Origin of the sequence: Actinoallomurus liliacearum (assembly GCF_039542035.1) — a bacterium.
Lineage (GTDB): Bacteria > Actinomycetota > Actinomycetes > Streptosporangiales > Streptosporangiaceae > Actinoallomurus > Actinoallomurus liliacearum.
This window is the reverse complement of sequence record NZ_BAABHJ010000008.1, coordinates 583,159-606,193: the sequence shown is the minus strand read 5'-3', so window position 1 is coordinate 606,193 and position 23,035 is coordinate 583,159. Positions and strand designations below refer to the sequence as shown.

Here is a 23,035-nt window from a genome sequence, read left to right as displayed (position 1 = left end):
CATGTGCGCAGCCGTATGCCACCGAAAGCAGCCCTCAGCCGGTGGTCGCGGGATATACGCGGGATGAAGGATCGGGCGTCGACCCAGGTCAGCCGGTCACTCCGGCGCATTACCTGATCATCGAGACTGACTTTCCGCTCGCCTGACCGCCGAAGGAGAACCAGAGCGTGATCACCGAACGCGTGCGCAAGCACGCCGAACACCTGGCCGGCGCGAGCGAGCTGCCCGCCTTTGTGTACGACCTCGATGCGCTTGCCTCCCACGCCGCCGGCATCAGGCAGGCATTGACCGTCCCCGGCGCACCGGAGATCTTTTACGCCGCCAAGGCCAACCCCGATGCGCCGATCCTGCGGACGATCGCTCCGCACGTCGACGGGATCGAGGTCGCCTCAGGCGGCGAACTGGCCCACGTCCGCCAGGTCCTCCCCGAGGCACGGCTTGCCTTCGGCGGGCCCGGCAAGACCGACGACGAACTGAAACTCGCCCTGGAGTTGGGCGTCGAGCGCATTCACGTCGAGTCCCCGCACGAGCTGTCCCGCCTTACCGCACTGGCGCGCGAGCAGGACCGCCGGTCGACATCCTGCTCCGGGTGAACCTGGCAGGGGACCGGACCGGCGTCGCCCTGGCGATGTTCGGACCGTTCGGCATGGACCCCGACCTCATCGAGGACTGCCGCGACATCCTCACCGACAACCCGCACGTCCGCCCACGAGGCATTCACGCGCACTTGGCGTCCGGGCTGGACGCCGAGGCGATGGTCAACCAGTCCCGCGAAATCCTGGAGTGGGCGCGGCCCTGGCTCGCCAAGGCCGACGTCACCGATCCGGAGATCAACCTCGGCGGCGGCATGGCCGTCGACTACGCCGACCTCGCCCACCACTTCGACTGGGCCGGCTACGCCCGCAACGTCGCCGCCCTGGCCCAACCAGGCGAGCGCCTGCGGATCGAACCCGGACGCGCCGTCAGCGTCTACGCCGGCTGGTACGTCACCGAAGTCCTGGACGTCAAGAAGGCCCACGGCCAGTGGTACGCCGTGCTCCGCGGCGGGACCATGGACATCCGCACCCCCGTCACCAAGCAGCACAACCACCCGTTCGTCGTACTCCCCCGAGGGGGCAGCGGCTCCGCCGTCCACGACGAGCCCGTCACCCTGGTCGGGCAGCTCTGCACACCCAAGGACGTGTTCGCCCGCCAGGTCCCGACCGAGCACCTTGCCATCGGTGATGTCGTGGCGTTTTCGATGGCCGGCGCGTACGCCTGGAACATCTCACACCACGATTTCCTGATGCACCCCAAGCCAGGACACCACTACCTCAGCGACGACTAGACCGAGCCGCAGCAAACGACCAGAGCCCCCGAACCGCCGACACGCGGCACCGGGGGCTCTGACGTATCCAGGACCAGACGGACAGCCCCGTCTAGTCCCATTTCGTTGAGGAACAGGGCGCCTGGCGCGTGCCGGGCCCCTGCGGGTGGGCTACTCGTCCCTGCTGGCGAGGATGCCACCGAGGGCGATACAGAAGCCGACGGTGAGTCCCAGCAGACCGCCGAGGCCGAATCCGACGGCATGGGCGGAGTCGAGTCCGCCGATGACAGTGCCGACCAGCACGCTGCTCCCCGCGACGATGTAGTCGAGGAAGCCGTAGCGGTAGCCGAGGGCGGCACGGATGATGACGCCGCCCACTGTAGAGATGACAGCGCCGACAAAGACGCCGATGAAGCAGACAGCGACGAGTTTGTCGATGTTGATGGGATCGCCGTTCACGACGATGGAGCAGGCCGTGTTGACGACGAAACCCGCGATGGCGACGCTCCCGACACCGACGGCCCAGATGGCGACGGTCACGGTGTCGATGGGCATGCGAGCGTAATTCCTCATTGAGGATCTCCCTGTTTGTGGCGGTGCTTGCGCACGCTGTTCAGGGACCGACTGTGCCGAGCGGGCATGGTCACGCAACGCGCATGGACCACCCCACAGGGGCCATCCACCGACACCGATGCTCCCCCAGCTAGATCGCAGTACCGTCGAGCACCAGGTGGGACTGAGGTGACAAGCATCCACCGGGACCCGACAAGACGGGCAGCCCGCCTGTGCAACCTCGGTTGATGGGCGACGTTTCGTTGTCGGGTGATGCTTTCCGCCGATCCTAGGTTTCGTAGTCGATGTGTCCGCTTGCTCGGGTGTGGGTGACCTCCTTGGTGTGGGGGCGGGGGTGGGTGGCCAGTTCTTGTCCTTGGTGGAGGATGCGGAACTGGGTGTCTTCGAGGGCGATGGTGACGGCTTTGCCGCGGTGAGCGTGACCGATATGGAACTTGGTGCCGGCGGCCATGAGGGAGCCGCTGCTAGAGACCACCCGCTGAACGTGGGTGACTCGGGTGGGCAGGCCGGGGACCGGGCCGGATAGGCGGGCGCCGTGCAGGCGCCGGCGTTGCTCCTGGGTTAGGGGGCTGGGGCGGGTGCCGGTCAAGACGCCGTCGGCGATGACGTGGATGAGCTGGGTGTCGATGCGCAGGGTGACGCGTTTGCCGGCCAGCGGACTGCCGACGCTGATCTGTTTGCCGGCGATGGAGACCATCCCGCAGTTGTTGACCTGCCGGTCGACCTCCACCATCACGTTCGCGGGCAGCTGGCCGGTCGGCAGGGCGGTAGCGGGCGAGGGGCGGCCGGGGCGGCCGCGGGTGTTCAGCTTGGCCAGGTCTTCGGGCGTGAGCGTGATCGGATGGGTTTTGATGAGCTGGTCGCGGTGGAAGACGTGCAGGGTGGTGGCGCTGACCCAAACGGTCACGGTCTGGCCGGCCATGGTGGTGCCCAGCCAGATCTGAGCCGGTTGTCGTTCCACGTGCTGTCGCGTTTCGGGCACAGCTCACCCAGCACATCCGCGGGTGTGCTCGGGTTGCAGGCCAATTCCTGCCACACGAACGGATACGGACACCGGGCCAGATGACTCAACGTGGCAACGTCGGCAGCCAGGTCGGACGCCGCATCACGGTAGTCCGCAGGCGTGTGGAAAGACCGGCCGCCACCGCCGTGATCCCTACCGCCCACGCGGAACAATCTAGCCTCGAACCGATCGTCAGCCAGTCCCCGAGTTGCCTCAGGGAACTGCCGCCCCCGCTTCCGTTCCTTGGGTCGGGGCCGGCCCTGCGGTCCGGGTCGGCGTTGCGCTCCAGGGTGACCGCCACGAGCGCAGGTCGCCAGGGCTTTGCCTGTGTGCAGCCGGACGCCCCTGCAAGGAGCCCTCAGCCGGTGGACGTGGGATGGAAGTCCGGGCCTCGGGCCGCTTAGGAGCGGCGTCGCGCAGCCGTGCCGCAGGTCGAACGGCCGATCGATGGGTGGGTTACCTGTTGCGCCGGTGACAGGCGGATGCTCCGGACGTTGCGCCAGACGCGTCGGCCATGCGGCGCGGAGACGTGCCGCCGCTCGCAGTGGCGCTGCACCGACTTTGGGGGCTGTGGGGCAAGTCCGACTGCGCACCGGGAGGAAGAAGCCGCGCCCTGACCCGCGTTGGCGGGTGGGGCGCGGTTGGTGCTGTCGGGGTGAGGTCAGACGTGAACCCGGCCACCGTCGACGATGAAGTGGCGTCGCCGGGTGCGGAACACCATGCGGCCGTCGGCGTAGGTGAGCACGGTGCCCCGCCAGAGGGATCGGCTCGGTAGACGCGACCGTTGGCGGGAACCTGCGGCTTCAGACGGCGCCTGCCGATGAAGTGAATCCGGCCGTTGTAGGTCGGGGTCCCTGGCGGAAGCCCTCATCGGAAAACCGCCTCCTCCCGGCATAGGGGCCGGAAGGAGGCGGCAGGCGTCCCCGCGTCCCACGCGAGGGAGCATGGTCGGCTTGTGCGCCGCTCAGACCGTGGGCGGGTACGGCGGCCTGGGCGGGTACGGCGGCTTGGGCGGTACCGGCGTGGGCCGCTTCGTCGGCTTGGGCGGGTACGGCGGCTTGGGCGGGTTCGGCATATCGAAACTCCCTTTGGTCACGTAGCCAGTTCGGCGCCCGTTCCTTATGAACCGGGCGAGAAGGACAGTCCGGAGCCGAGCGTTCTCCGCCAGACGGCGTCACTGACCGTTGATCTTCATGCTGCGGGAGGCGACTTCGCAGGCGTCCGCGAACTCCTCCTCGAAGGCGGAGCCGGCGTGGGTGGCGGCCTCGATGGCGAACGGGGTTGGGGGTACCGGGAGCGTGCCCGTCAGGCCGGACGATTACGGCCGCATACGATCGCTCGAGATCACTGGGACGGTGGGGCTGGCAAGGGAGCGCCGCATGGGATGGCAGCTCGCTGCCTATGGCGGCGAAGACGAGTGGTCGCGGACGACCCTGCCGATCACTCGCGATCAGCTGGTCCGCATCCGAGACATGTTCGACCGGGGCGATGACGAGTGGATGGTCCGCTGCTACGAGGTCAAGCCCGAAATGTGGCCTCGCATTATCGAGGTTTTCGGTTGTCCACCTCCGGAAGAAGGGCTTGACTACTTCGTGGAAGGGGTCGCGGCTGACGGCTGAGCCGGGCCATACCTCGGCAAGTGATATGGGTGGGGTCACGGCCGAAGTGCGGCATATCGTCGCCGGGCGACGGCCCGAAGCTCTCGAGCTCGGCCGGTGTTCGCCGTCCTGCTTACCTCGTAAATTCGGACGCGTACCCCGTCGGCGTGGAACCGCGCTCCTTCATCGCCGCAAGGATTCGGCGACCACTTCCACGCCAGTGCGGAAGGCGGGCGTCCTCCACGTAAGTCCTGTTCAGAGCCGGTATCTCGGCGGGTGTTGCGTCGGTCGGCGACCCGCTGTCGGTGGTTCGCTCGCGCTCGCCTTGCCGCCCCCCAGGACCGCAATCTGCATTCCGGGCACAGGACCGAATCCAGCAAGGTCACCTGCGCAGTGACCTCGTCTTCCCGTTTACGGTTGGGTTAACGGCGGGTTAATCGGTTGTCCGAAAAATGGATCCATCACTCCGACCGGACTACCTCCTGCTCCACTCCCGACCAATTCCCTCAACTGCGGTCGCTTGGTAGTCAAGGGTTGAAATCAACTACGAACTGCGTCAAGATCCCCGACGGACGCCAAGATCACCTACAGAACCTTGCCGACGGGTGGTGGCTTCGCCGCGAATCCGGCTCGCAGCCTGGGCATTCGCGTGGCCACCTCGCGAACTTGCTGGCAGCTGGGAGGCGCCGAGTGGATGGATCCGACCTACGAACGGGTGGGTTGCAGACGGAGGCACGGCCGGCATCTGATTCGGTGCAGACCTCGCCATATCTGACATTCGTCCGCCCGGGTGATGAGAGCCCGGTGTCGTACACGGTGGACGAGCTGGTCACGGCATATCCCGACATGCGAGCGCCGGACTGGGCCGTGTTCGGGGCGATCGGTCTGGACAGGTCCGTTGTCTGGCACAGGGACGCCGCCGCGCTGGACGCCCTGCACGATGCCGCAGCCGCTCCGGTCGGTCGGTCGGTGCTCGCGGCGGCGTACGGGCCTGCGGTCGTCGATGACCTGGTCGGCCGCGGCTGGCTGCAGCGGCCGGCGGAGCTGTGCACGGAGTATCTGCTGACCACCGCCCAGATCGAAGTCACGGCGCACTGCAACTGGGGGTGCGAGTTCTGTCCGGTCTCGCTTGATCGCAAACCGCCGGCGACGATGCCGATGCCGCTGTTCGAGGAGATCATCGACAAGATCGCTGTCTACGACACGATCCGGTATGTCACGTTCCACTTCTACAACGAGCCGACGCTGGACCGCTTCTTCGCCGAGCGGGTCGCGGTTCTGCGCGAATACGGGTTGAAACTGCGGCTGCTCTGCAACGCCAGCAACCTGACCGACGAGAAGATCGCCCTGCTCCAGCAGGGGGACACTCTGCTCCAGCTCGTCGTGAACGTGCCCTCGCTCGATGAGGACGAGTTCCGCGCCTTGACCGGCTACAAGCGACCCGGACGGACGCTGGCCAACGTCGAGGCCGCGCTCGATGCCGGACTGCGGGTCGCGATCGTGGTCAACGGCGTCGGCCAGGATGTGGAGCGTCGGCTCGAGGCGGTGCGTGCGCATTTCGAGCCACGCGGGGCCGCGGTCAGCTCGTCGCTGATCTCGGATCGGGCGGGCACGCTGTCGGAGGACTACTACCAGGACGTGCACGTCGAGGGCAGGCTGCGTGGTTGCAGCTGGCCGGTGAACCACGCGCACTTCTCGGTCAGCGGCGACATGTTCATCTGCTGCAACGACTACTACCAGCGCGAGAAGTTCGGCAACATCCGCTCCGGATCCGTGCACGAGCTCATGACGAGCGAGGAGGCGGTTCTGCTGCGCCGCAGGGTGTTCGGCGTCGTCGAAGCGCCTGACGACTACATCTGCCGGGCGTGCCACGATCAGCTGCCCGACTTCTCCCGCAGGCAGTTCCTCCCCCTGGCCAGCTTTCCGCTGAACGGCTGTGGCCGAGGGGGCGCCTGTGTCTGACAGCGTTCGCATCTGGTACGTGTCCGGGCAGCGACTGTGCAATTTCCGTTGTACGTACTGCGTTTCGATCAACGACTACGCCAAGAGCAACGCCGCCGACTGGCCGCCCGAGGACCAGGCCCGCTTCGAAAAGATCGTGGACTGGATCGCCGACCGGCCGTTCCGGGTCGGGGTGCGGCTGGCGACGTTGGGGGAGCCGTTCGCCTCCCGGCCGTTCCTGTCGAAGGCCGCCCAGCTGAGCACCCGCCCGAACACCGACTTCGTCGAGCTGGTGACCAACGGATCGCTGCTCAAGCGCCGTCTCGAACAGCTCGACCGGGAAGGGGACATCAGCAGGATCTCGCTGTGGGTCACCTACCACCCGACGGAGATCCCGTTGCAGCGGTTCATCGCGAACGCGCGCTTCGCCCAGGAACGCTACGGGTGCTTCGTCGTCGTCAACGGCCTGCTGTTCCCCGACAACGAACAGCAGATCGTCGATCTGAAGCAGGCCGCCGAAGACGCGGGCCTGCGGTTCAACCTCGACCTCGGCTACGACCCGCTCACCCCGCACGGCGTGCACACCGAGCTTCAGGCCATGGTGCCGATCCTGCGCGAGCGTGAGGAGGACGGTGTCGCCCGCGCGGTCCGCCTCGGCGTGCACCCCGAACTGCTCGACCTCAACATGGCCGCGATGCGGGACCTGCGCGGGCAGCTGTGCAGCGCCGGCCACAACTACTTCTACATCGGTATCCGCGGTGACGTGTACCGGTGTTCCCGCTATCAGGCCCTGGACAAGGACCGGATCGGCAACGTCCTGGACGACGGGTTCGACCTCCAGCTGTCCCGCGAGCCGTGGACCGCCTGCGGGGCCGGGTTCGGGTGCGGCAACAAGGAGGACTACCTGCACCTACGACGACGCGGACCCGTCGACGGGCCGCTGCCCCCCAGCCTCGGCTGGGTCGACCGCGATCCGCCCGCCGCCGCTGCCCGAACCCGGCGCGGTGACGATCCGGGCGCACTCGCGCACGTGGTCTCGGCCGAGCCCTCCGGGCGCACAGAGGAGACACGCTGATGCGCATAGCGGACATGACCTGGCAGGAGTACGACGGCCAGATCAGGCAACGGATCGTCGTCCTGCCGATCGGCTCGATCGACGGTCACGGCCCCCACCTGCCGCTCTCCACCGACACGATCATCTCGACCTACCTCGCCGAGCAGCTGGAAGATCACCTGGGGGTCTTGGTCCTGCCACCCCTGACCTACGGTCTGCCCACCGACCCGGCGGCCAGTGGCGGCCGGTTCCCCGGAACGACCAGCGTACGGGCCGCGACCTTCACCGACCTGGTGCTCGACGTGCTGCGCGCCTCCTACCGGCACGGCGCCCGCCGGTTCGTGCTGCTCGAGTCGCACAAGGTGAACCTGGGCCCGCTCAGAGAGGCGGCCGAACTGTTCATCGAGACCGCGCCGCAGGCCCGGGTCATGGCCGTCACCTGGTGGGACGTGGTGACCGAGGACAGCCGCAACGCGATCGCCGCCGAGACCGGCGTCGCCCGCCACGACGACCACCACGCGGCGATGGTGGAGACCAGCCTGGTGATGCACGCCGCGCCGCACCTGGTCCGGAACGAACTGCTCGCCGACGACGAGGTCCCCCGCCGGGCGCGTTACCTCATCCTCCCCGTGCCGCAGGACCTGCGGACCAAGACCGGCGTGGTGTACCGAGCATCGGCGGCGAGCCCTGAGATCGGTGCACGGCTGATGGCCGAGATCGTCACCAACCTGGTCGCCGCGGTCACCCGAGAGCTCGGCGAAGCCGTACAGGAGGTCCTTCCGTAATGCTGATCATGGCGATTAAGCCGGGCCACGACGGATCCATCGCCGTAGTGGAAGACGGCCGGCTGCTGTGGTGCCTGGAATCGGAGAAGGACACCTTTCCCCGGTACGCGCAGCTCACCCCGACGACGCTCCTGGAGGCCGCCCAGCGGTTGGACCGCATGCCCGATGTCGTGGCGCTGGGCGGCTGGGCCAAACCGCGCACGGGTGGCGCGATCGGGGCCGGCTACGCGGGCGTCTCGGCGGTGCAGCGCGGCAAGATGCGGTTCTTCGGCGCCGACGTCGACTACTTCACCTCGTCGCACGAGCGCTCCCACATCATGACCGCCGTCGGCATGGCGCCCCCAGGGGACGAGGAGCTGAGCACCGTCCTGGTGTGGGAGGGCGTGGTCGGCTCCTTCTACCTGGTCGACCGGAACTGGCAGGTGGTACGCACCGTGCCGGTGCTGCCGCACCCGGGCGACCGCTACGCGTTCCTGTTCTCGCTGGCCGACCCGACGTTCCCCGATCACGGGCAGACGCCCCGTACGGACGGCAGCGGCAAGCTGATGGCGTTGGCGGCGTTCGCCGACGCGAAGGACGCCGACGCCGACATCGAGGCCGCCGTCGACCGCATCCTGGCCGCGCCGACCGTCAACCCGGCGCCGAAGGCCGACTTCGCCGACACGGTGCTCTACAACGCCGGGGTCCAGTCGAAGGCCGCGAAGACGGCCGCGGCCCTGCTGACCAAGCGGATCTTCGACCTGTTCGCCGAGGTCGCGCTCCGCGAGCTGCCGGCCGGTACGCCGCTGCGGATCTCGGGCGGTTGCGGGCTCAACTGCGACTGGAACGCGGCATGGCGCGAGCTGGGACACTTCAGCTCCGTGTTCGTTCCGCCGTGCACCAGCGACTCCGGGTCGGCGATCGGGACCGCGATCGACGCGCTGGCCCATCACGGCCGTACGACGCCGATCGACTGGTCGGTGTACGCCGGGCTCGACTTCGTGAACGACACCCGCCCCGACCCGCAGCGGTGGCGCGACCGGCACCGTGACGACCACGCCCTCGCGGAGACGCTCGCCGCCGGCCGGGTCGTCGCCTGGGTGCAGGGGCGCTGGGAGATCGGTCCTCGCGCGCTGGGCAACCGATCGCTGCTGGCCGAGGCCTCCTCGGCGGCGACCCGGGACCGACTCAACGACATCAAACAGCGGGAGTCGTACCGGCCGATCGCGCCGGTCTGCCGTGAGGAGGATCTCGCGGAGGCCTTCATCGAGGACTTCCCCGACCCGTACATGCTGTACTTCCGGCGCGTCCGGTCGCCGAAGCTGGCGGCGGTGACGCACGTCGACGGCTCGGCCCGCGCCCAGAGCGTCACCGCGGCGAGCAACCCGCCGCTGCACGAACTGCTGAGCGCGGTCGCCGACCGGACCGGGCTGGGCGTGCTGTGCAACACCTCGCTCAACCACCTGCGGCGAGGGTTCATCAACCGGATGTCGGACCTGGTCGCCTACTGCGAGGACCGCGGCATCGACGACATGGTCGTCGGCGAGCGGTGGTACACACGGCTGACGGCGGGGGACGCTCCCGGGACGCCGGCGGGAGGTCACCATGACGGCTGACCCGCGAACGTCCCGCTCCCGGCCGCTGGTCAGCGTCATCATCCCCACCCTGAACCGGCCGGCGGCCCTGGACGCGGCGCTGAACAGCGTCATGACGGCCGGCCGGAGGCTCTCCGACGACGTCGGAGCGGTCGAGGCGATCGTGGTCAACGACGGCGGCCGATCGGTCGGCGACCTGGTCGACACGTGGAAGCGGAGACTGCCCGTCACCCTGCTCGAACTCGACCGGTGCTCGGGCGGGGCGTCGGTGCCGCGCAACCTCGCCGTCGAGGCGGCCGAAGGCGAGTACATCGCGTTCCTCGACGACGATGACGTGTTCCTGCCCCAGCACCTGGCCGTCGGCTGCGAACCGCTGCGGCGAGGCGACGCCGACTTCGTCTACCTGGGCGCCGTCGTGTCCGAGCGACGGCTGGACGCCCTGCCGGCGGACCTCAGCGGATACCGGTTCAAGGCGTACCCGTACGATCCGCGGTTCCTGATGGTGGCGAACTACCTGCACACCGGTGCGGTCATCGTGCGCAACTTCCGGGACACCAAGGTACGGTTCGACCCGGCTCTGGAGGTTTGCGAGGACTGGGACCTCTGGATCGCGCTGACCACCGTCCTGCGCTACCGCGTCACCTTCATCGACGAGATCACCTCCATTTATCACCAGGTGCCCGACACCAGCGGAATGGTGTCCGGCGCCCAGCTGATATCCCCGTCGAAGTTCGCCCTGGCGCGCGACCACATCAACGCCAAGTGGCCGGTGGCGGACCCGGTCGTGGCGGGATACCGCGCCTGGATGGTGGCGCTCGAACGGTATCGAGACGACCTCATCGCGCGGCACCGGCGCATGCCGAACCTGCTGTTCGACCAGATCCTCGGCTACCTGCACGAGCGGATCGGCCGGCGGCTGCCACCCGACCACGCCGACATCGGCCGGTTCTTCACCGACGTCGCCGCCCCGGTGGGACCCGAGGCGATGTCATGAGTACAGAGCCGCAGGGACTGCTGTTCTCACCCGCGTCGAGCTACCCCACGCCGGTGGCGTACGTCATCGACCGCGACGGCGCGATCCTGCACACCTGGAGCCACACCCACGGCCAGCCCCGCCCGCAGGACGACCCGCCCAGCTACCTGCGAGGCTGGAACCACGTCGAGATGGACGCGGTGGGCAACCTGTTCGCGGTCGTGCCGCTGCGCGCGCTGCTGAAGCTCACCCCCGACTCGCACCTGGAGTGGGCGTGCGACGTGGCCGCGCACCACGATCTGGCGATCACCGCCGACGGCACGATCCTCGTCCTCAGCGAGGCGCCCCGCCGCGTGGACGGCGACGGGTCCGCTCAGGTCGTGCTCGACAACCTGATCTCCACGGTCACCGCCGACGGCGTCGTGAAGAGCGAGGCATCGCTCTATGACGTCCTGCGGACGGACGCCGGGCTGCGACGGCTGATCGACGCGGCGGTTCAGCGGCGCGGCGCCGCGTTCCGGGCACGCGGGTGGCCGGTCCGGGGCGACGACGTCCCGGACGCGGTGGCCGCCGAGACCCGCGCGATCCTGCGGACGGGAAGCCACGACGGAGAGCGGCGCCGCGCGCTGCGGCTCCTTCGCGCCCTTCCGGGATCGCCGTGCGACGTCCTGCACACCAACACCATCGAGGTGCTGCGGGCCCATCCCGCCGGTATCTGGTCGCAGGGCGACCTGCTGGTCTGCATGCGGGAACTCGACGCCGTCGCCGTGATCGGCCGCGCCGACGGCCGGGTGAGGTGGTGGTGGGGGCCCGGCGAACTGTCGGGGCCGCATCAGCCCACCATGCTCCCGGACGGGCGGCTCCTGATCTTCGACAACGGCAGGGGAGAGCAACGCTCGCGCCTGGTCGTCATGGATCCGGTCACCGGCGAGATCGTGTGGAGCTGGACGGCCTCCCCACCGGAGTCGTTCTTCTGCCCGCTCGCCGGCGGCGCCGAGCCACTGCCGGGCGGCAATCTCCTGGTCACGAACTCCACCGCGGGAGGCGCCTTCGAGCTGACCCCCGACGGCCGGGTCGTGTGGGAACTGTCCCTGCCCGTCGAGGTGTACGGGCGCGACCGCGGCCGGGTCTCCATCTACCGGATGTCGGCCGTACCCACCGGTGCCCTCGTGCGGAGGGCGGCAGGCCGTACGGCGGCGGTGGTCGGGTCGACCGGGAAAGGCGGGCAGCCATGAAGACCTTGATGATCATGAGGAGCCAGACGAGCGTCCCCGGTCGCGCCGGCGTGCCCGGTGGCCAGATCGGCATGATCCAGATCGCTCGCGCGCTGCCCTCCCTCGGAGCGCAGGTGAACCTGTTCGTCGGTGGGCCGCGGATGGCCTACTTCGCGGGCCTCGATGACCTCGATCCGAGCTACCTGCGCTGGCCGGCCTGGCTCGACACCGCCATCACGGCCGCGCCCCGCGGCGTACGCACGGCCGGCCGGCGCCTGCGCCGCCGCCGGTGGCTGTCCACCGTGACGAGGCTCCCGGGATTCGCGGACGCGGACGTGATTCACGTCCAGGGCCTGGACGACGCCGAAGCGCTGCTCGAGCGGGTCGGCGGGCCGATCGTCGTCACCCACTGGGGACGGGTCGGTAAATGGATGCCCACCGGCACCGACGCGCGCGCCGACGAGGCGCTGGCCCGGCGCATCAGCCGAATCCGCGCCAACGCCGAGATCGTGGCGATCGGCCACGCGCAGGCCAAGGCGCTGGCGGACGCGGACCTGCCGGCTTCGGCCGTCATCCCACCGGGCATCGACCTGCAGCACTTCACGCCGGGCGACCGCGACGACGCTCGCCGCACGCTGGGGTTGCCCTCCGACGAACGTATCGTGCTGTACGTGGGCCGCCTCGCCGCCGACAAGAACGTGGAGACCCTGCTGACGGCCTTCGCCGGCATCAGCCGGCGGATCGAGAACAGCCGGCTGCTCATCGTGGGCGACGGCCCCACCCGCGAGGACCTGCAACACGCGGCCACCCGGCTCGGCGTCGACGCGTCCGTGACGTTCCTGAACTTCGTTCCGCACGACCGGCTGCCCGCGTACTACCAGGCCGCCGACGTCGCGGTCGTGCCGTCGAACCTCCTGGAGACGTTCTGCATGGTCGCTCTGGAGGCCATCGCCTGCGGCTGCCCGTTGATCGTCACCGACCAGGTGCCCGAGATCCTGCACGACTTCCCCGACGTCCCCGCGGTCTCTCCGTACGACGTCGAGGGCTTCCAGGAACAGATGACCGCAGCGCTGCACGGCCGGCTACGGCCGGCCGACAACACGCGCATCACCGAGTACTCCTGGAGCGGAATCGCCCGCAAGTACGCCGACCTCTACCAGACCGCCCACCGCCGCGGCAGCGGTGAGGTCTCCAGCCGATAGACACGCGAGGAGCGACGAATGCACTCTGCACTGCACGAAGAGACTTCCCCCGACGTTCTCCGGGAGCGGTTGCGCAACGTCTACTGGATCGGCGGCGGCAGCGGGTCCGGGAAGTCCACCATCGCCCGGCGCCTCGCCGACCGCCATGGGCTGCCCCTGTACGACACCGACGCGGTCATGCCCGACCACGCCCGCCGCATGCCCGTGGAGCAGGCTCCGTACCTGGGCAGGTTCGCCGCCATGGACATGGACGAACGGTGGGTGACCCGGAGCCCGCAGGAGATGCTCGACACCTTCCACTGGTACCAGGGTGAAGGGTTCGCCCTGATCATCGAGGACCTTCTCGCCCTCTCGGCCGACGGGCCGGTGATCGCCGAGGGGTTCCGGCTGCTGCCCGACCTCGTCCGGCCCCTGCTCGCCGATACCGGCCACGCCGTGTGGCTGCTGCCGACGAACGAGTTCCGCCAAAAGGTGTTCGAGGGCCGTGGCGGCCCGGCATGGGGGTTCATCGCCAAGACCGGTGACCCGCAGCGCGCGCTGCAGAACCTGCTTCAGCGCGACGCGCTGTTCACCGAGCGGCTCACCGAGCAGACCCGGCAACTGGGTCTGAACGGGTTCACGGTGGATCCCACGATCACCGAGGAGGATTCTGTACGGCGGGTCGCCGCGGTGTTCGGCCTTGAGAACTAGGTCGTCACGCCGTGGCCGCTCCAGGCCGGGTGCGCCCGTCCAGCAGGCGTTCGAGGTAGACGCCGACGCCGTCCTGCACGTTGGCCAGGGTCACCTCTTCGGCGGCGGCCCGTACCTCCGGATGTGCGTTGGCCACGGCCACCGACCGCCCCGCCCACCGCATCATCGGCACGTCATTCGGCATGTCGCCGAATGCCAGTACGTCCTCGGCCGAGATCCCCAGCTCGTCGGCGACGGTCGCGAGGGCGCTGCCCTTCGTCACCCCGCGCCGGCTCATCTCGAGCAGACCGCGGTATCCCTGCCGAGTCACCTCGACCAGATCGCCGACGGTTTCGGCGACCAGCGCGGTGAACGGTTCGGGCTCGTGCCCGGGGGCCCGGGCCTGCAGCTTCACCACCGGCCCGCCGGCCAGATCCGGCGGCCCGGCCGGCGAACGGCCGTCTCCGCCCTCGCGGTACCCGGGCCAGCCCGGCTCGTACAGCACCCGGCCACCGCATTCCACGTGGGCGGCGAACACCACCTCGGACACCCGCTCGCGAAGCCGCAGGCGTACCTGGTGAACGTCGTCGGGAGCGATCGGACGGCAGGCGAGCACCCGCTCCTCGACCGGGTCGTACACCACGCCGCCGTTGGCGCAGATCGCGAGGTACCGGGCGCCGAGCTGGGAGTAGACGTCCCGGAGCCTCGGCTGCGACCGTCCGGTCACCAGCACCACCGTGGCGCCGGCACCCGCCGCCCGGCGCAGTGCGACGGCGTTGCGCGTGCTGACGGCGCCCCCGGCGCCCAGCAGCGTTCCATCGAGGTCGGTCGCGATCAGCCTCGGAAGTGCCGGCAGGGGGAGTGGAGGCAGGGGGGAATGCGTCACGCCGCGACGTTAACCCGAGGCGCGCCGCGTGAGACGGCTCGACGCGCGACAGGCGAGTGCGATCGCCGGGGTACATCGTGACCGCGACGTCCTTCCGCCCCCGAGAACTCACCAGCGAGGCGTCGCTGAATCACGTCGTCCTGGGACCGGCCGGCGCGATCGGCGTCGAAGGATGGCTCGCGGAGGACGCGTGCTCGCTGAACGCCCTGCACACCCTGGCCACCGAACGCGGCCTGCGCGGCCTGCGGCGGGACCGCCTGGCGGACGACCTCGCCGCCGCCGTGGCGTCATCCGACGCGGAGGCGGCCCGCTCGGCCGCCGGAGTACTGCACACCTTCGGGATGCGCCTCGGAGCGCTGATCGCGACACTGCGGGATCCGGCGACCGCCGACCGGCAGGGGACCACCCCGTACCACCGGGCCTTCCTCGCCCGTTGGACGACCGTCGACGGCATTTGGCTCGCCGGCGGTCTGCTGGCGGGCAGGTGCGGACCGCTCGTCCTGGAAGGCGTGGAAGCGGCCGCCGCCCTCGCACCGGCCGCCGCCCTCGCACCGGCCGCCGCCCTCGCACCGGGCACCGGCCCCGTGGCCGTGCTGCCCCGGCCGGAACTCGCCCCGCTCATCGGCGCGGCCCGGCACGCGTCCACGGACTCCGGAGAAGAGGCCGCGGTGGTGGCCGACCTCGGCCACACGCGCATCAAGACCGCGGTCGCCGAGCGCCACGGCCGCACCCTGCGGCGACTCCGCGGCGTTCGTGCCCGGCCCACGCCCCGACGGCCCGACGCCGACGGTGTCGAAGCCGTCGTCGGCGCCGCGCTGGCCCAGGCGGTCCGGGACGCCGCGGGCTCGACGTCCGACCGGGTCCGGATCGTCGTCAGCGTCGCCTCGTTCGTGCGGGACGGACTGCCCGCCGACGACGGACAGGGGATCTACGGGCACCTCACGGAGCGGGCGCCGGCGCTACGGCGCAGGATCCGCAGCGCCACCGGCGTCAGCGCGGACCTGCGCTACCTGCACGACGGGACCGCTGCGGCCTCGGCGGCGGGCGCCGCGGGCAGCGCCACCATCACGGCGGGAACGTGGCTGGGCGCGGGATTCCTGCCCGAGGGAGGGCCGCCACTGCTCACCGTGCCGCAGCACCTGTCCATCGCCTGGGCAGACGACACCGACACATCGCCGACCGCGCTCAGGTGAGGATCGAGGGGGATGGCCGACCACGAGGCATACGGTGATCGTCGCGATGCCATGAGCGGCGGTTCGGCGGGCGCCGGCGGGGACTCGGCGGGATCGTCCGGTACGGCGCGGACCAGCGGTGCGCACCGGCCGACCCTGGTCGTCGTGAGCGGACCGCCCGGCTCGGGCAAGACCACCATGGCAGGTCTGCTCGCGCAGGCGCTGCCGTGCCCTCTGGTGTCGCGCGATGCCATCAACGAGGGCATCTTCCACACCTTCGGTCATGATCTCGCTGTCGCCGACAAGGAGTCCGTCGCGCGGCTGACCTTCGATGCCTTCTTCCAGACGATCGACCTGCTGCTCTCGTCGAAGGTGACCGTCGTGGCCGAAGCCGCCTTCCAGCACCGGAGATGGCGCCTGGGGTTGGACTCGCTCAAGGCCGAAGCGGACATCAAGGTCGTCCATTGCGTGATCGATCTCGAGCTGGCGCGCCGGCGCGTGACCGAACGGCGCCGCGAGCGGCCCGACAGCCCGAGTTCCCGGCGGGCGGAGCTCGCACGGCACACGGGAACCGGCGCCCGGACCGTGAGCGGCTTCGAGGAGGTGTCACTCGCGGTTCCCACGCTTCGCGTCGCCACGGCGAAGGGTTACGACCCGGGCGTCGAGGCGATCATCGACTTCATTCGTTCATAGCGCGGATTCGGCACCCAGTAGAGGGGGACGTAGTTGAATGAATTGTCGAGAGTCGTAGTCATCGGGGGAAGCGGCTTCATCGGATCACATCTGTGCGAGCTGCTATTGGATAGGCAGTGCCGGGTCCACTGCGTGGACAACTTCGCCACCAGTACCGCCCGCAATGTGGCGCACCTGGCAGAGCGGCCTGGATTCGCACTGGTCGAACACGATATCAACGAGCCTCTCGACCTGCCGGGCCGAGTCGAGCTCGTGATACATCTCGCCTCACTGCCCAGCCCGGTCGACTATCTTGCGCGGCCCGTGGAGACCCTCCGTGTCGGCTCGCTCGGCACGCTCAACGCCCTGGACTTCGCCCGCGCAAAAGGGGCCCGCTGTGTGTACGCGTCGAGCAGTGAGGTCTACGGCGACCCGTCCATCCATCCCCAGGTCGAGTCGTACCACGGCAATGTGAATCCCATGGGGCCGCGTTCCTGTTACGACGAGGCCAAGCGGTTCGGCGAGGCGGCGTGCGAGGCGTACCGGAACGTGTACGGCGTGGACACCGTGGTCCTGCGCATCTTCAACACTTACGGCCCCCGCATGCGGGCGCAGGACGGCCGGCTCGTCCCCACCTTCATTCAGCAGGCGTTGGCCGGCCGGCCCATCACCGTCCACGGCGACGGGCGGCAGACGCGTTCGCTGTGCCATGTGGACGACACCGCCCGCGCACTAATTAAGGCCGCCTTTGCAGGCCATTTCGGACCGTTGAATATCGGAAATCCCGAGGAGTTGACGGTCGTGGCCATCGCCGAGCTCATCCGGGAGCTGTGCGCCTCACAGTCCCCGATCCAGCACGTCAGCGCCCGGGATGAGGACCCTGCCAGGCGGCGCCCGGACATCGGTCTGGCCCGCCGGGCCCTCGACTGGGAACCACGAGTGAGCCTACGGACAGGGCTGGCCGAAACGATCGCCTGGTTCGCGAATCGTTCGTCACTGGCCACCGTGAATCCCTGACAGATGGCTCTCGGCGTGGATGTGCCTCGACCATTGGTTTTCACGGCCCGTGACGCATTGTTCGCAGAGGGGCCAATGGCCGAATCCGGCCACGATTCGAGTCGTGCATCGGGGCGGGGCGGCATGCGCCGTTCACACGAAACCGCTGACGGGTCGTTGCCGTCCCGGTTTGAGCTGGGTAAACGACGGCCCGGCCCTGCCTCACAAAAGGAGATTTCTCCAACGCAGAGCCGGGTCGCCGTCTCCCGTGCGCCCCTGCCGACGGGTGAACAGTCCGCCGCGATAAATGAGGGGCTTGCACGCCGAAAAGATTACCACCGAATGTCGGGGCCTTGTGTTAGCGTGATTCGCGCAACTCCACAAACCAGGACGAATCCCGGTTCTCGAGTTGCATCCGTTCAACGGGTGCAGCGAAGCGGACCGGGCTTGAACAACCCGGGACCTCTTCGTGAGCACCCCTCACAGAAGGAGGGGGTCCATGGGTAAATTCCATGAGGCTCAGTCGGCTGCTCGGCGTCACCTCTTCGAGGTGCCGTGGCGGCTGGTAAGTGCTCCCGTCAGGAAAGGCGGACGGTGGCTGACCGGCGAGATCGGCGGCCCCGTCAAGCGGCGGCGGCCGGCGCTCGGCTGGCTCATGGCCGTCATGGCCATGACGTGCGGCACGGGCAACAACATCCTGCTGGTGAAGTCCGGGGCCACGGGCATGCCCGCCCTGGTCACGAGCTTCCTCACGGATGTCGCCGCGTCGCTGACGCTGTGGCTGGTGGTGCGTCCCAAGCTCCGCCAGGTCGAGTGGCCCGTGTGGCGTGCCGCACTGGTCTTCGGCTGCACCAGCAGCCTGTCGATCTGGTCGGGCCAGGAGGCGGTCCACCACATGCCCCCGGCCATGAGCAGCGTCCTCACGCTGATCATCGGCCCGATGATGGCAGCGCTCGCCAGCGGCCGGCGGGACTGGCGGATCGTCAGCTGGGTCGCCGTCTCCGTGATCGGTGCCATCCTCCTCTACGGGGGGGCGGCGTCGCACCTGTCGCCCATGGGCATCGTGTCCGTTGTCATCAACGGCGCGTGCTACTGGGCGATGGCTCGCATCTTCACCGGCCTCGGCCGGCGTGAGCAGGGTGCGGGAAGCAACGAGGCCGTCTTCACGGCCTCCGCGCTGTCCGGACTGGTCACCGTGCCGGTCACCTTCATCGCCTTCATGTCGGCGCACGGCCCGACGGTCGTGACGCAGCACGACATGTGGGCGACGCTCGGTGGCCTGGGGGTCGGCGCCCTGGCGACGATCTCGTCGACCTGCATGAGCGGTGCGTGGAAGCGTGGTCTCACGATCTCCGCGCACGCCGAACTGCAGCCGGCCAAGCCCGTCCTGTCGCTCGGGTGGAGCCTCGTCGCAGGTCTCAAGACCCCGACGATCAGTCTCGACTCGGTCGCGGGATACATCCTCGTCCTCCTGGGGGCGGGGTCAGTGGGCCGCTTCTTCGTCGAGGCGAAGAAGAAGGAGGCTGCGGCGATGCCGCACCGCCTTGAGGCGGCCGACAAGGCCGCGTGACGGCGCTGACCGTCACGCGACCAACGGCAGGGGCGGTCACCTGAACACCGCCCAGGCCTGAACCGAACGGCGGGAAGCCTCGCGCTTCCCGCCGTTCTGGCCGCCTACGAGGCCTTTTCTCCGCTGATGACAGTTTAGTAAGCTATAAGTAATGAGCCCCGCTAACGAGTACGGTGAACTCACAGACCCCAAGTCGGACCGGATCGATCAAGGACACTCGCATCTCGATGAGACGGCCGGCCCGGTGGCCGGGGAGGTCGCCGGCGGTCGAGAGCGGCCGGATCCCGCGCAAGGCGGCGCCGATCGTGAAGACGCCGGCCAGGGCGGGGGCGGATCGGGGCTGATCCAGGTGTTGGCGGCGCCGATGTTCCGGTCGCTGCGCAACCGCAACTTCCGGCTGTTCACGGCCGGGTCGCTGGTGTCCAACACCGGAACCTGGATGCAGCGGGTGGCTCAGGACTGGCTGATGCTGGAGTTGAGTCACAACAGCGGTACGGCATTGGGCATCACCACCGGGTTGCAGTTCCTGCCGATGATGCTGTTCGGGCTGTGGGGCGGTGTGATCGCCGACCGCTATTCCAAGCGTCGCGTCCTGGTGATCACTCAGGCGGCGATGGGCCTGCTCGCGCTGATCCTCGGGCTGTTGGACCTCACCGGCAGCGCCCGGTTGTGGCAGGTGTATCTGCTCGCGTTCGCCCTGGGCGTCGCGACGGTGGTGGACAACCCGGCTCGGCAGACCTTCGTGGTGGAGATGGTCGGTAGGGCCGATCTGCCCAATGCGATCGCGCTGGGCGGCGCCTGCTTCAACATCGGCCGGGTGCTCGGCCCGGCGGTGGCCGGACTGCTGATCGCGGTGATCGGCACCGGGCCGGTCTTCCTGGTCAACGCGGCATCGTTCGTCGCGGTGCTGGTCTCTCTGGCGTTCATGCGGGCCGACGAGCTGCGCACCGCCGAGCCGGTTGCCCGCGCCAAGGGCCAGCTGCTGGAGGGACTGAGGTACGTGCGGGCCCGCCGTGAGTTGGTCATGGTGCTGGTGGTGCTGGGGTTCGTGGCGACGTTCGGGATGAACCTCGGAATCATCACTCCGCTGATCGCCAAGAAGGTCTTCCACAGCGGGGCGTCCGCGTTCGGGCTGGCCTCCACCATGCAGGCCGTCGGCGCGCTGATCGGTGCGCTGGTGGCGGCCCGCCGGGTAGGCCCGAACCGCAGGCTGCTGATCGGTTCGGCGGTGCTGTTCGGGGTGCTGGAGATGGCGGCGTCGTTGATGCCGTCGTACTGGCTGTTCCTGGTGCTGCTGGTGCCCACCGGCGTCGCGATGTTGACCTTCACCACGACCAGCAACGCCACCATGCAGCTCGGCGTCACCGCGGCCATGCGCGGCCGCGTGATGGCGCTGTACATGCTGGTCATCCTCGGCACCAACCCGCTCGGCGCCCCGCTGATCGGCAAACTGGCCGAACTGATCGGGCCGCGCTACACGATGACGCTCGGCGGCGCGGTGGCCGCCCTCGTCCCCCTCCTGGTGGCGGCCGTGATGCTGCCCCGGGAAACCCTCACCGAGGCCGCGGCGGACCTGACCGATCCCTCCCACTGACCGGCCGCTCGACAGGAGCGACCGGTCGGCGTCCTTGGTCGGCTCGGACGCGAAAGGGCCCCGGCGTCGGCCGGGGCCCTTTCGCGTCCGCGGCTCGGCGTCACCGGCTCCCGAGCCGGCGATGGCCGCGTCACCCACACGCTCCGGAGGCCTTCCTCGGCGGCTACTCCGCGTAGGGCTGGTCCGCTCCCTGGGCGCTGTAGCCGAGACTCCAGATGTAGCCGTCCGGGTCCGCGAAGGAGCCGCCGTACCCGCCCCACGGCAGGGCGCCGGCCGGCTTGAGGATCGTGGCGCCGGCCTTCTCCGCCTCCGCGATGATCTCGTCGACTCGCGCCTCACTACGGACGACGTAGGTGAGGACGAGTCCGCTGAAGCCGCTGCCCTCCGGGCTCGTGCCCACCTGGTCGGCCAGGCCCTCGCGGCCGTAGAAGCCGACGAGCGAGCCTCCGTCCGATTCGAAGAACACCGAGACGCCGTAGTCGTTCTCGATCTTCCAGCCGAGCCCCTCCGCGTAGAACTGCTTGGTCCGGTCCATGTCTCGGACGCCGAGGAGGATCGAGCTGACGTGCGCCTTCATGGCCTGTCTCCTTGTGCTTGAGGTCCATGTGCCGCCTGCATCGGTCGGCATGACATCCGGGCCGGGCCGGATGTCACAACGTCACGTCGGCGTGGGTTCCCCGGTCGATCGGCGTGACGTTCGCCGGGCGGCACGACGATTACGTTAGGCGCGGCCCGCCGGTCGGCGCTTCTCGATTCCTGACCGGTCCGAGGGTGCCTGGTGACGGCGGCGAAGGACTGCCTCATCGACGGATGATGGCGTGTTCGAGCAGGTCCTGCAGGGTCCGCTGTTGTTCGGCGGTCAGGCCGGCCAGCGGTGAGTCCTGTGCGAGGAGCTCGAGGAGGCGGCCGCGGAGGGTGTCGCCCTCCGGGGTGAGGACCAACTGCCTGGCGCGGCGGTCGGTGGGGTGCGCGCGGCGCTCGATCAAACCCAGCTTCTCGAGCTTGTCGACGACGAAGGTGGCGTTGGAGGGCTCGCAGCTCATGCGTTCGGCCAGCTCCCGCATGGTCATCGGTCCGGTCATCTCTCGGAGCGCGGTCGCCTGGGCCGCGGTGAGGCCCAGGGGCACGGCGCGCTCGCGTACGTGATCGGTGATCTGCTGGGCCAGCCCGTTCACCAGGCCGCAGAGCTCTCGCTCGGCGGTCGCCTGCGGTTCCGGGGACGGAGTCATGCGCACCATCCTAGCCACTCCATCAAGCCAGTACATTTCAAGCTTGAATGTTTCTAGCTTGATGTTTATGGTTGCGACAGCGCCGTCCGGAGAGGCGGTGCCGACCTGATGCCTAGGAAGGGGCAAGGACCATGGGGAACTCTGCGATGGGCCAGGATGAGCGGCTACGGCGGCCGGGGAGGATCCGTTCGGTGCGGCTGGGCGACACGAGGGTGTCCTTCGTGCCGGACGGGGTCGTGCAGCTCCGGCCGCGCCGCTGGCTCCCGGACACCACCGACGAGGTCTGGGCCGCCCATCCGCAGTATCTCGACGCCTCCGGGGATCTCGTGGCGAGTCTCGGCGGCCTCCTGGTCGAGAAGGACGACCGCGCGATGCTGATCGACGCGGGGTTCGGTCCGCAGGCGTGGCCGGCCGAGCCGGAGAACGCGATCGGCGCGATCTCCGGGGGCGTGCTGCCGAAGAATCTGGCCGAGCTCGGCCGCGGGCCCGCGGACATCGAGGCGGTGGCCTTCACCCACCTGCACATCGATCACCTCGGCTGGGCCTGGCAGCCCGCGCCCGGCGGTGACCGGCCCGCCCTCGCCCATGCCGACTACCTGGTCGCCGAACCGGAATGGGCGCACCGGGAGCTCGCCGAGGCCGAGGGCACGACCAGGGAGATCGTCGCCGCGCTGGAACCACGCGTCCGTACGGTGACGGACGGCGAGGAGATCTTCCCCGGCGTACGGGTCGAGATCACCGGCGGTCACACGGCCGGGCACGCACACTACGTGATCACGGCTGGCGGCAAGCGGCTCATCGCCTTCGGGGACACCCTGCACTCGCCCATCCAGGTCGACCACCCCGAGTGGTCCGCCGGCAACGACCACGACCGTGGCCGGTCCGCCGAACACCGCCGTCGTCTCGTCGCCGAACTGGAGGACCCGGACACGATCGGCTTCGGCGTCCACTTCGCCGACGTCGTGTTCGGGCAGGTGCGCCGGGACGGCGACGGTCCCGCCTGGCGCCCCCTCGGCGACTGACC

Annotated in this window: 22 protein-coding genes; 17 read left to right on the top strand and 5 right to left on the bottom strand. The window is 69.2% G+C overall.

Features of this window, described 5'->3' with window-relative positions; genetic code table 11:
* The first annotated feature begins 167 nt into the window (after positions 1 to 167).
* Positions 168 to 593 carry a type III PLP-dependent enzyme domain-containing protein gene (locus tag ABD978_RS17585; protein WP_345354885.1) on the top strand — a complete coding sequence of 142 codons (426 nt, stop codon included), beginning with the start codon at positions 168 to 170 and terminating at the stop codon, positions 591 to 593.
* A complete protein-coding gene (locus ABD978_RS17580; RefSeq protein WP_345354883.1) occupies positions 590 to 1,327 on the top strand; it encodes a type III PLP-dependent enzyme domain-containing protein in 738 nt (245 codons plus the stop codon). Before ABD978_RS17585 ends, ABD978_RS17580 begins: the two co-directional genes overlap by 4 nt.
* Before the next feature lie 150 nt (positions 1,328 to 1,477).
* Here ABD978_RS17580 and ABD978_RS17575 read toward each other — a convergent pair whose 3' ends face one another.
* Positions 1,478 to 1,879 (bottom strand): hypothetical protein, encoded by a 402-nt coding sequence (locus ABD978_RS17575; RefSeq protein WP_345354881.1) that lies wholly within the window; start codon positions 1,877 to 1,879, stop codon positions 1,478 to 1,480.
* Between the two features lie 268 nt (positions 1,880 to 2,147).
* Positions 2,148 to 2,840 (bottom strand): hypothetical protein, encoded by a 693-nt coding sequence (locus tag ABD978_RS17570; protein ID WP_345354879.1) that lies wholly within the window; start codon positions 2,838 to 2,840, stop codon positions 2,148 to 2,150.
* 1,421 nt (positions 2,841 to 4,261) lie between these two features.
* On the opposite strand from ABD978_RS17570, the gene ABD978_RS17565 reads away from it, so the two are divergent.
* The 9 genes from ABD978_RS17565 (at position 4,262) to ABD978_RS17525 (ending at position 13,913) form a co-directional block, all read left to right on the top strand.
* The gene (locus tag ABD978_RS17565) at positions 4,262 to 4,501 is read left to right on the top strand and encodes a hypothetical protein (RefSeq protein ID WP_345354877.1); all 240 of its coding nucleotides are present in this window, start codon (positions 4,262 to 4,264) and stop codon (positions 4,499 to 4,501) included.
* Between the two features lie 783 nt (positions 4,502 to 5,284).
* Complete coding sequence (locus tag ABD978_RS17560) at positions 5,285 to 6,442, top strand: radical SAM/SPASM domain-containing protein (protein WP_345354875.1); 1,158 nt, start codon at positions 5,285 to 5,287, stop codon at positions 6,440 to 6,442.
* The gene (locus tag ABD978_RS17555; RefSeq protein WP_345354873.1) at positions 6,435 to 7,496 is read left to right on the top strand and encodes a radical SAM protein; all 1,062 of its coding nucleotides are present in this window, start codon (positions 6,435 to 6,437) and stop codon (positions 7,494 to 7,496) included. Before ABD978_RS17560 ends, ABD978_RS17555 begins: the two co-directional genes overlap by 8 nt.
* Positions 7,496 to 8,260 carry a creatininase family protein gene (locus ABD978_RS17550; RefSeq protein WP_345354871.1) on the top strand — a complete coding sequence of 255 codons (765 nt, stop codon included), beginning with the start codon at positions 7,496 to 7,498 and terminating at the stop codon, positions 8,258 to 8,260. The genes ABD978_RS17555 and ABD978_RS17550 overlap by 1 nt, the downstream gene beginning before the upstream one ends.
* Before the next feature lie 8 nt (positions 8,261 to 8,268).
* A complete protein-coding gene (locus tag ABD978_RS17545) occupies positions 8,269 to 9,855 on the top strand; it encodes a carbamoyltransferase C-terminal domain-containing protein (RefSeq protein WP_345354869.1) in 1,587 nt (528 codons plus the stop codon).
* On the top strand, positions 9,845 to 10,828 hold the full coding sequence (locus tag ABD978_RS17540; RefSeq protein ID WP_345354867.1) for a glycosyltransferase family 2 protein: 984 nt from the start codon (positions 9,845 to 9,847) through the stop codon (positions 10,826 to 10,828). The genes ABD978_RS17545 and ABD978_RS17540 overlap by 11 nt, the downstream gene beginning before the upstream one ends.
* The gene (locus ABD978_RS17535) at positions 10,825 to 12,042 is read left to right on the top strand and encodes an arylsulfotransferase family protein (protein WP_345354865.1); all 1,218 of its coding nucleotides are present in this window, start codon (positions 10,825 to 10,827) and stop codon (positions 12,040 to 12,042) included. Before ABD978_RS17540 ends, ABD978_RS17535 begins: the two co-directional genes overlap by 4 nt.
* A complete protein-coding gene (locus tag ABD978_RS17530; protein WP_345354863.1) occupies positions 12,039 to 13,223 on the top strand; it encodes a glycosyltransferase family 4 protein in 1,185 nt (394 codons plus the stop codon). Before ABD978_RS17535 ends, ABD978_RS17530 begins: the two co-directional genes overlap by 4 nt.
* A gap of 18 nt (positions 13,224 to 13,241) precedes the next feature.
* Positions 13,242 to 13,913 (top strand): shikimate kinase, encoded by a 672-nt coding sequence (locus ABD978_RS17525; RefSeq protein ID WP_345354861.1) that lies wholly within the window; start codon positions 13,242 to 13,244, stop codon positions 13,911 to 13,913.
* Between the two features lie 4 nt (positions 13,914 to 13,917).
* Here ABD978_RS17525 and ABD978_RS17520 read toward each other — a convergent pair whose 3' ends face one another.
* Positions 13,918 to 14,778, bottom strand: a complete 861-nt coding sequence (locus tag ABD978_RS17520) for an HAD family hydrolase (RefSeq protein WP_345354859.1) — start codon at positions 14,776 to 14,778, stop codon at positions 13,918 to 13,920.
* Between the two features lie 77 nt (positions 14,779 to 14,855).
* Here ABD978_RS17520 and ABD978_RS17515 point away from each other — a divergent pair, with 77 nt between their 5' ends.
* The 5 genes from ABD978_RS17515 (at position 14,856) to ABD978_RS17495 (ending at position 20,782) form a co-directional block, all read left to right on the top strand.
* Entirely contained in the window at positions 14,856 to 15,971 is a 1,116-nt protein-coding gene (locus ABD978_RS17515) for a hypothetical protein (protein WP_345354857.1), read from the top strand.
* Positions 15,972 to 15,983: 12 nt separating this feature from the next.
* Positions 15,984 to 16,643 (top strand): P-loop nucleotide/nucleoside kinase family protein, encoded by a 660-nt coding sequence (locus ABD978_RS17510; RefSeq protein WP_345354855.1) that lies wholly within the window; start codon positions 15,984 to 15,986, stop codon positions 16,641 to 16,643.
* A 33-nt stretch (positions 16,644 to 16,676) separates the two neighbouring features.
* Positions 16,677 to 17,639, top strand: coding sequence for an NAD-dependent epimerase/dehydratase family protein (locus tag ABD978_RS17505; protein WP_345354853.1), 963 nt, complete (start codon positions 16,677 to 16,679; stop codon positions 17,637 to 17,639).
* 478 nt (positions 17,640 to 18,117) lie between these two features.
* Positions 18,118 to 19,188 (top strand): DMT family transporter, encoded by a 1,071-nt coding sequence (locus tag ABD978_RS17500; protein WP_345354851.1) that lies wholly within the window; start codon positions 18,118 to 18,120, stop codon positions 19,186 to 19,188.
* 151 nt (positions 19,189 to 19,339) lie between these two features.
* The gene (locus ABD978_RS17495; RefSeq protein WP_345354849.1) at positions 19,340 to 20,782 is read left to right on the top strand and encodes an MFS transporter; all 1,443 of its coding nucleotides are present in this window, start codon (positions 19,340 to 19,342) and stop codon (positions 20,780 to 20,782) included.
* 163 nt (positions 20,783 to 20,945) lie between these two features.
* Here the strand turns inward: ABD978_RS17495 and ABD978_RS17490 are convergent, their stop codons facing one another.
* Positions 20,946 to 21,359, bottom strand: coding sequence for a VOC family protein (locus ABD978_RS17490; RefSeq protein WP_345354847.1), 414 nt, complete (start codon positions 21,357 to 21,359; stop codon positions 20,946 to 20,948).
* Positions 21,360 to 21,582: 223 nt separating this feature from the next.
* Positions 21,583 to 22,011, bottom strand: a complete 429-nt coding sequence (locus ABD978_RS17485; RefSeq protein WP_345354845.1) for a MarR family winged helix-turn-helix transcriptional regulator — start codon at positions 22,009 to 22,011, stop codon at positions 21,583 to 21,585.
* A 131-nt stretch (positions 22,012 to 22,142) separates the two neighbouring features.
* Here ABD978_RS17485 and ABD978_RS17480 point away from each other — a divergent pair, with 131 nt between their 5' ends.
* Positions 22,143 to 23,033 carry an MBL fold metallo-hydrolase gene (locus ABD978_RS17480; RefSeq protein WP_345354843.1) on the top strand — a complete coding sequence of 297 codons (891 nt, stop codon included), beginning with the start codon at positions 22,143 to 22,145 and terminating at the stop codon, positions 23,031 to 23,033.
* Positions 23,034 to 23,035: the final 2 nt, after the last annotated feature.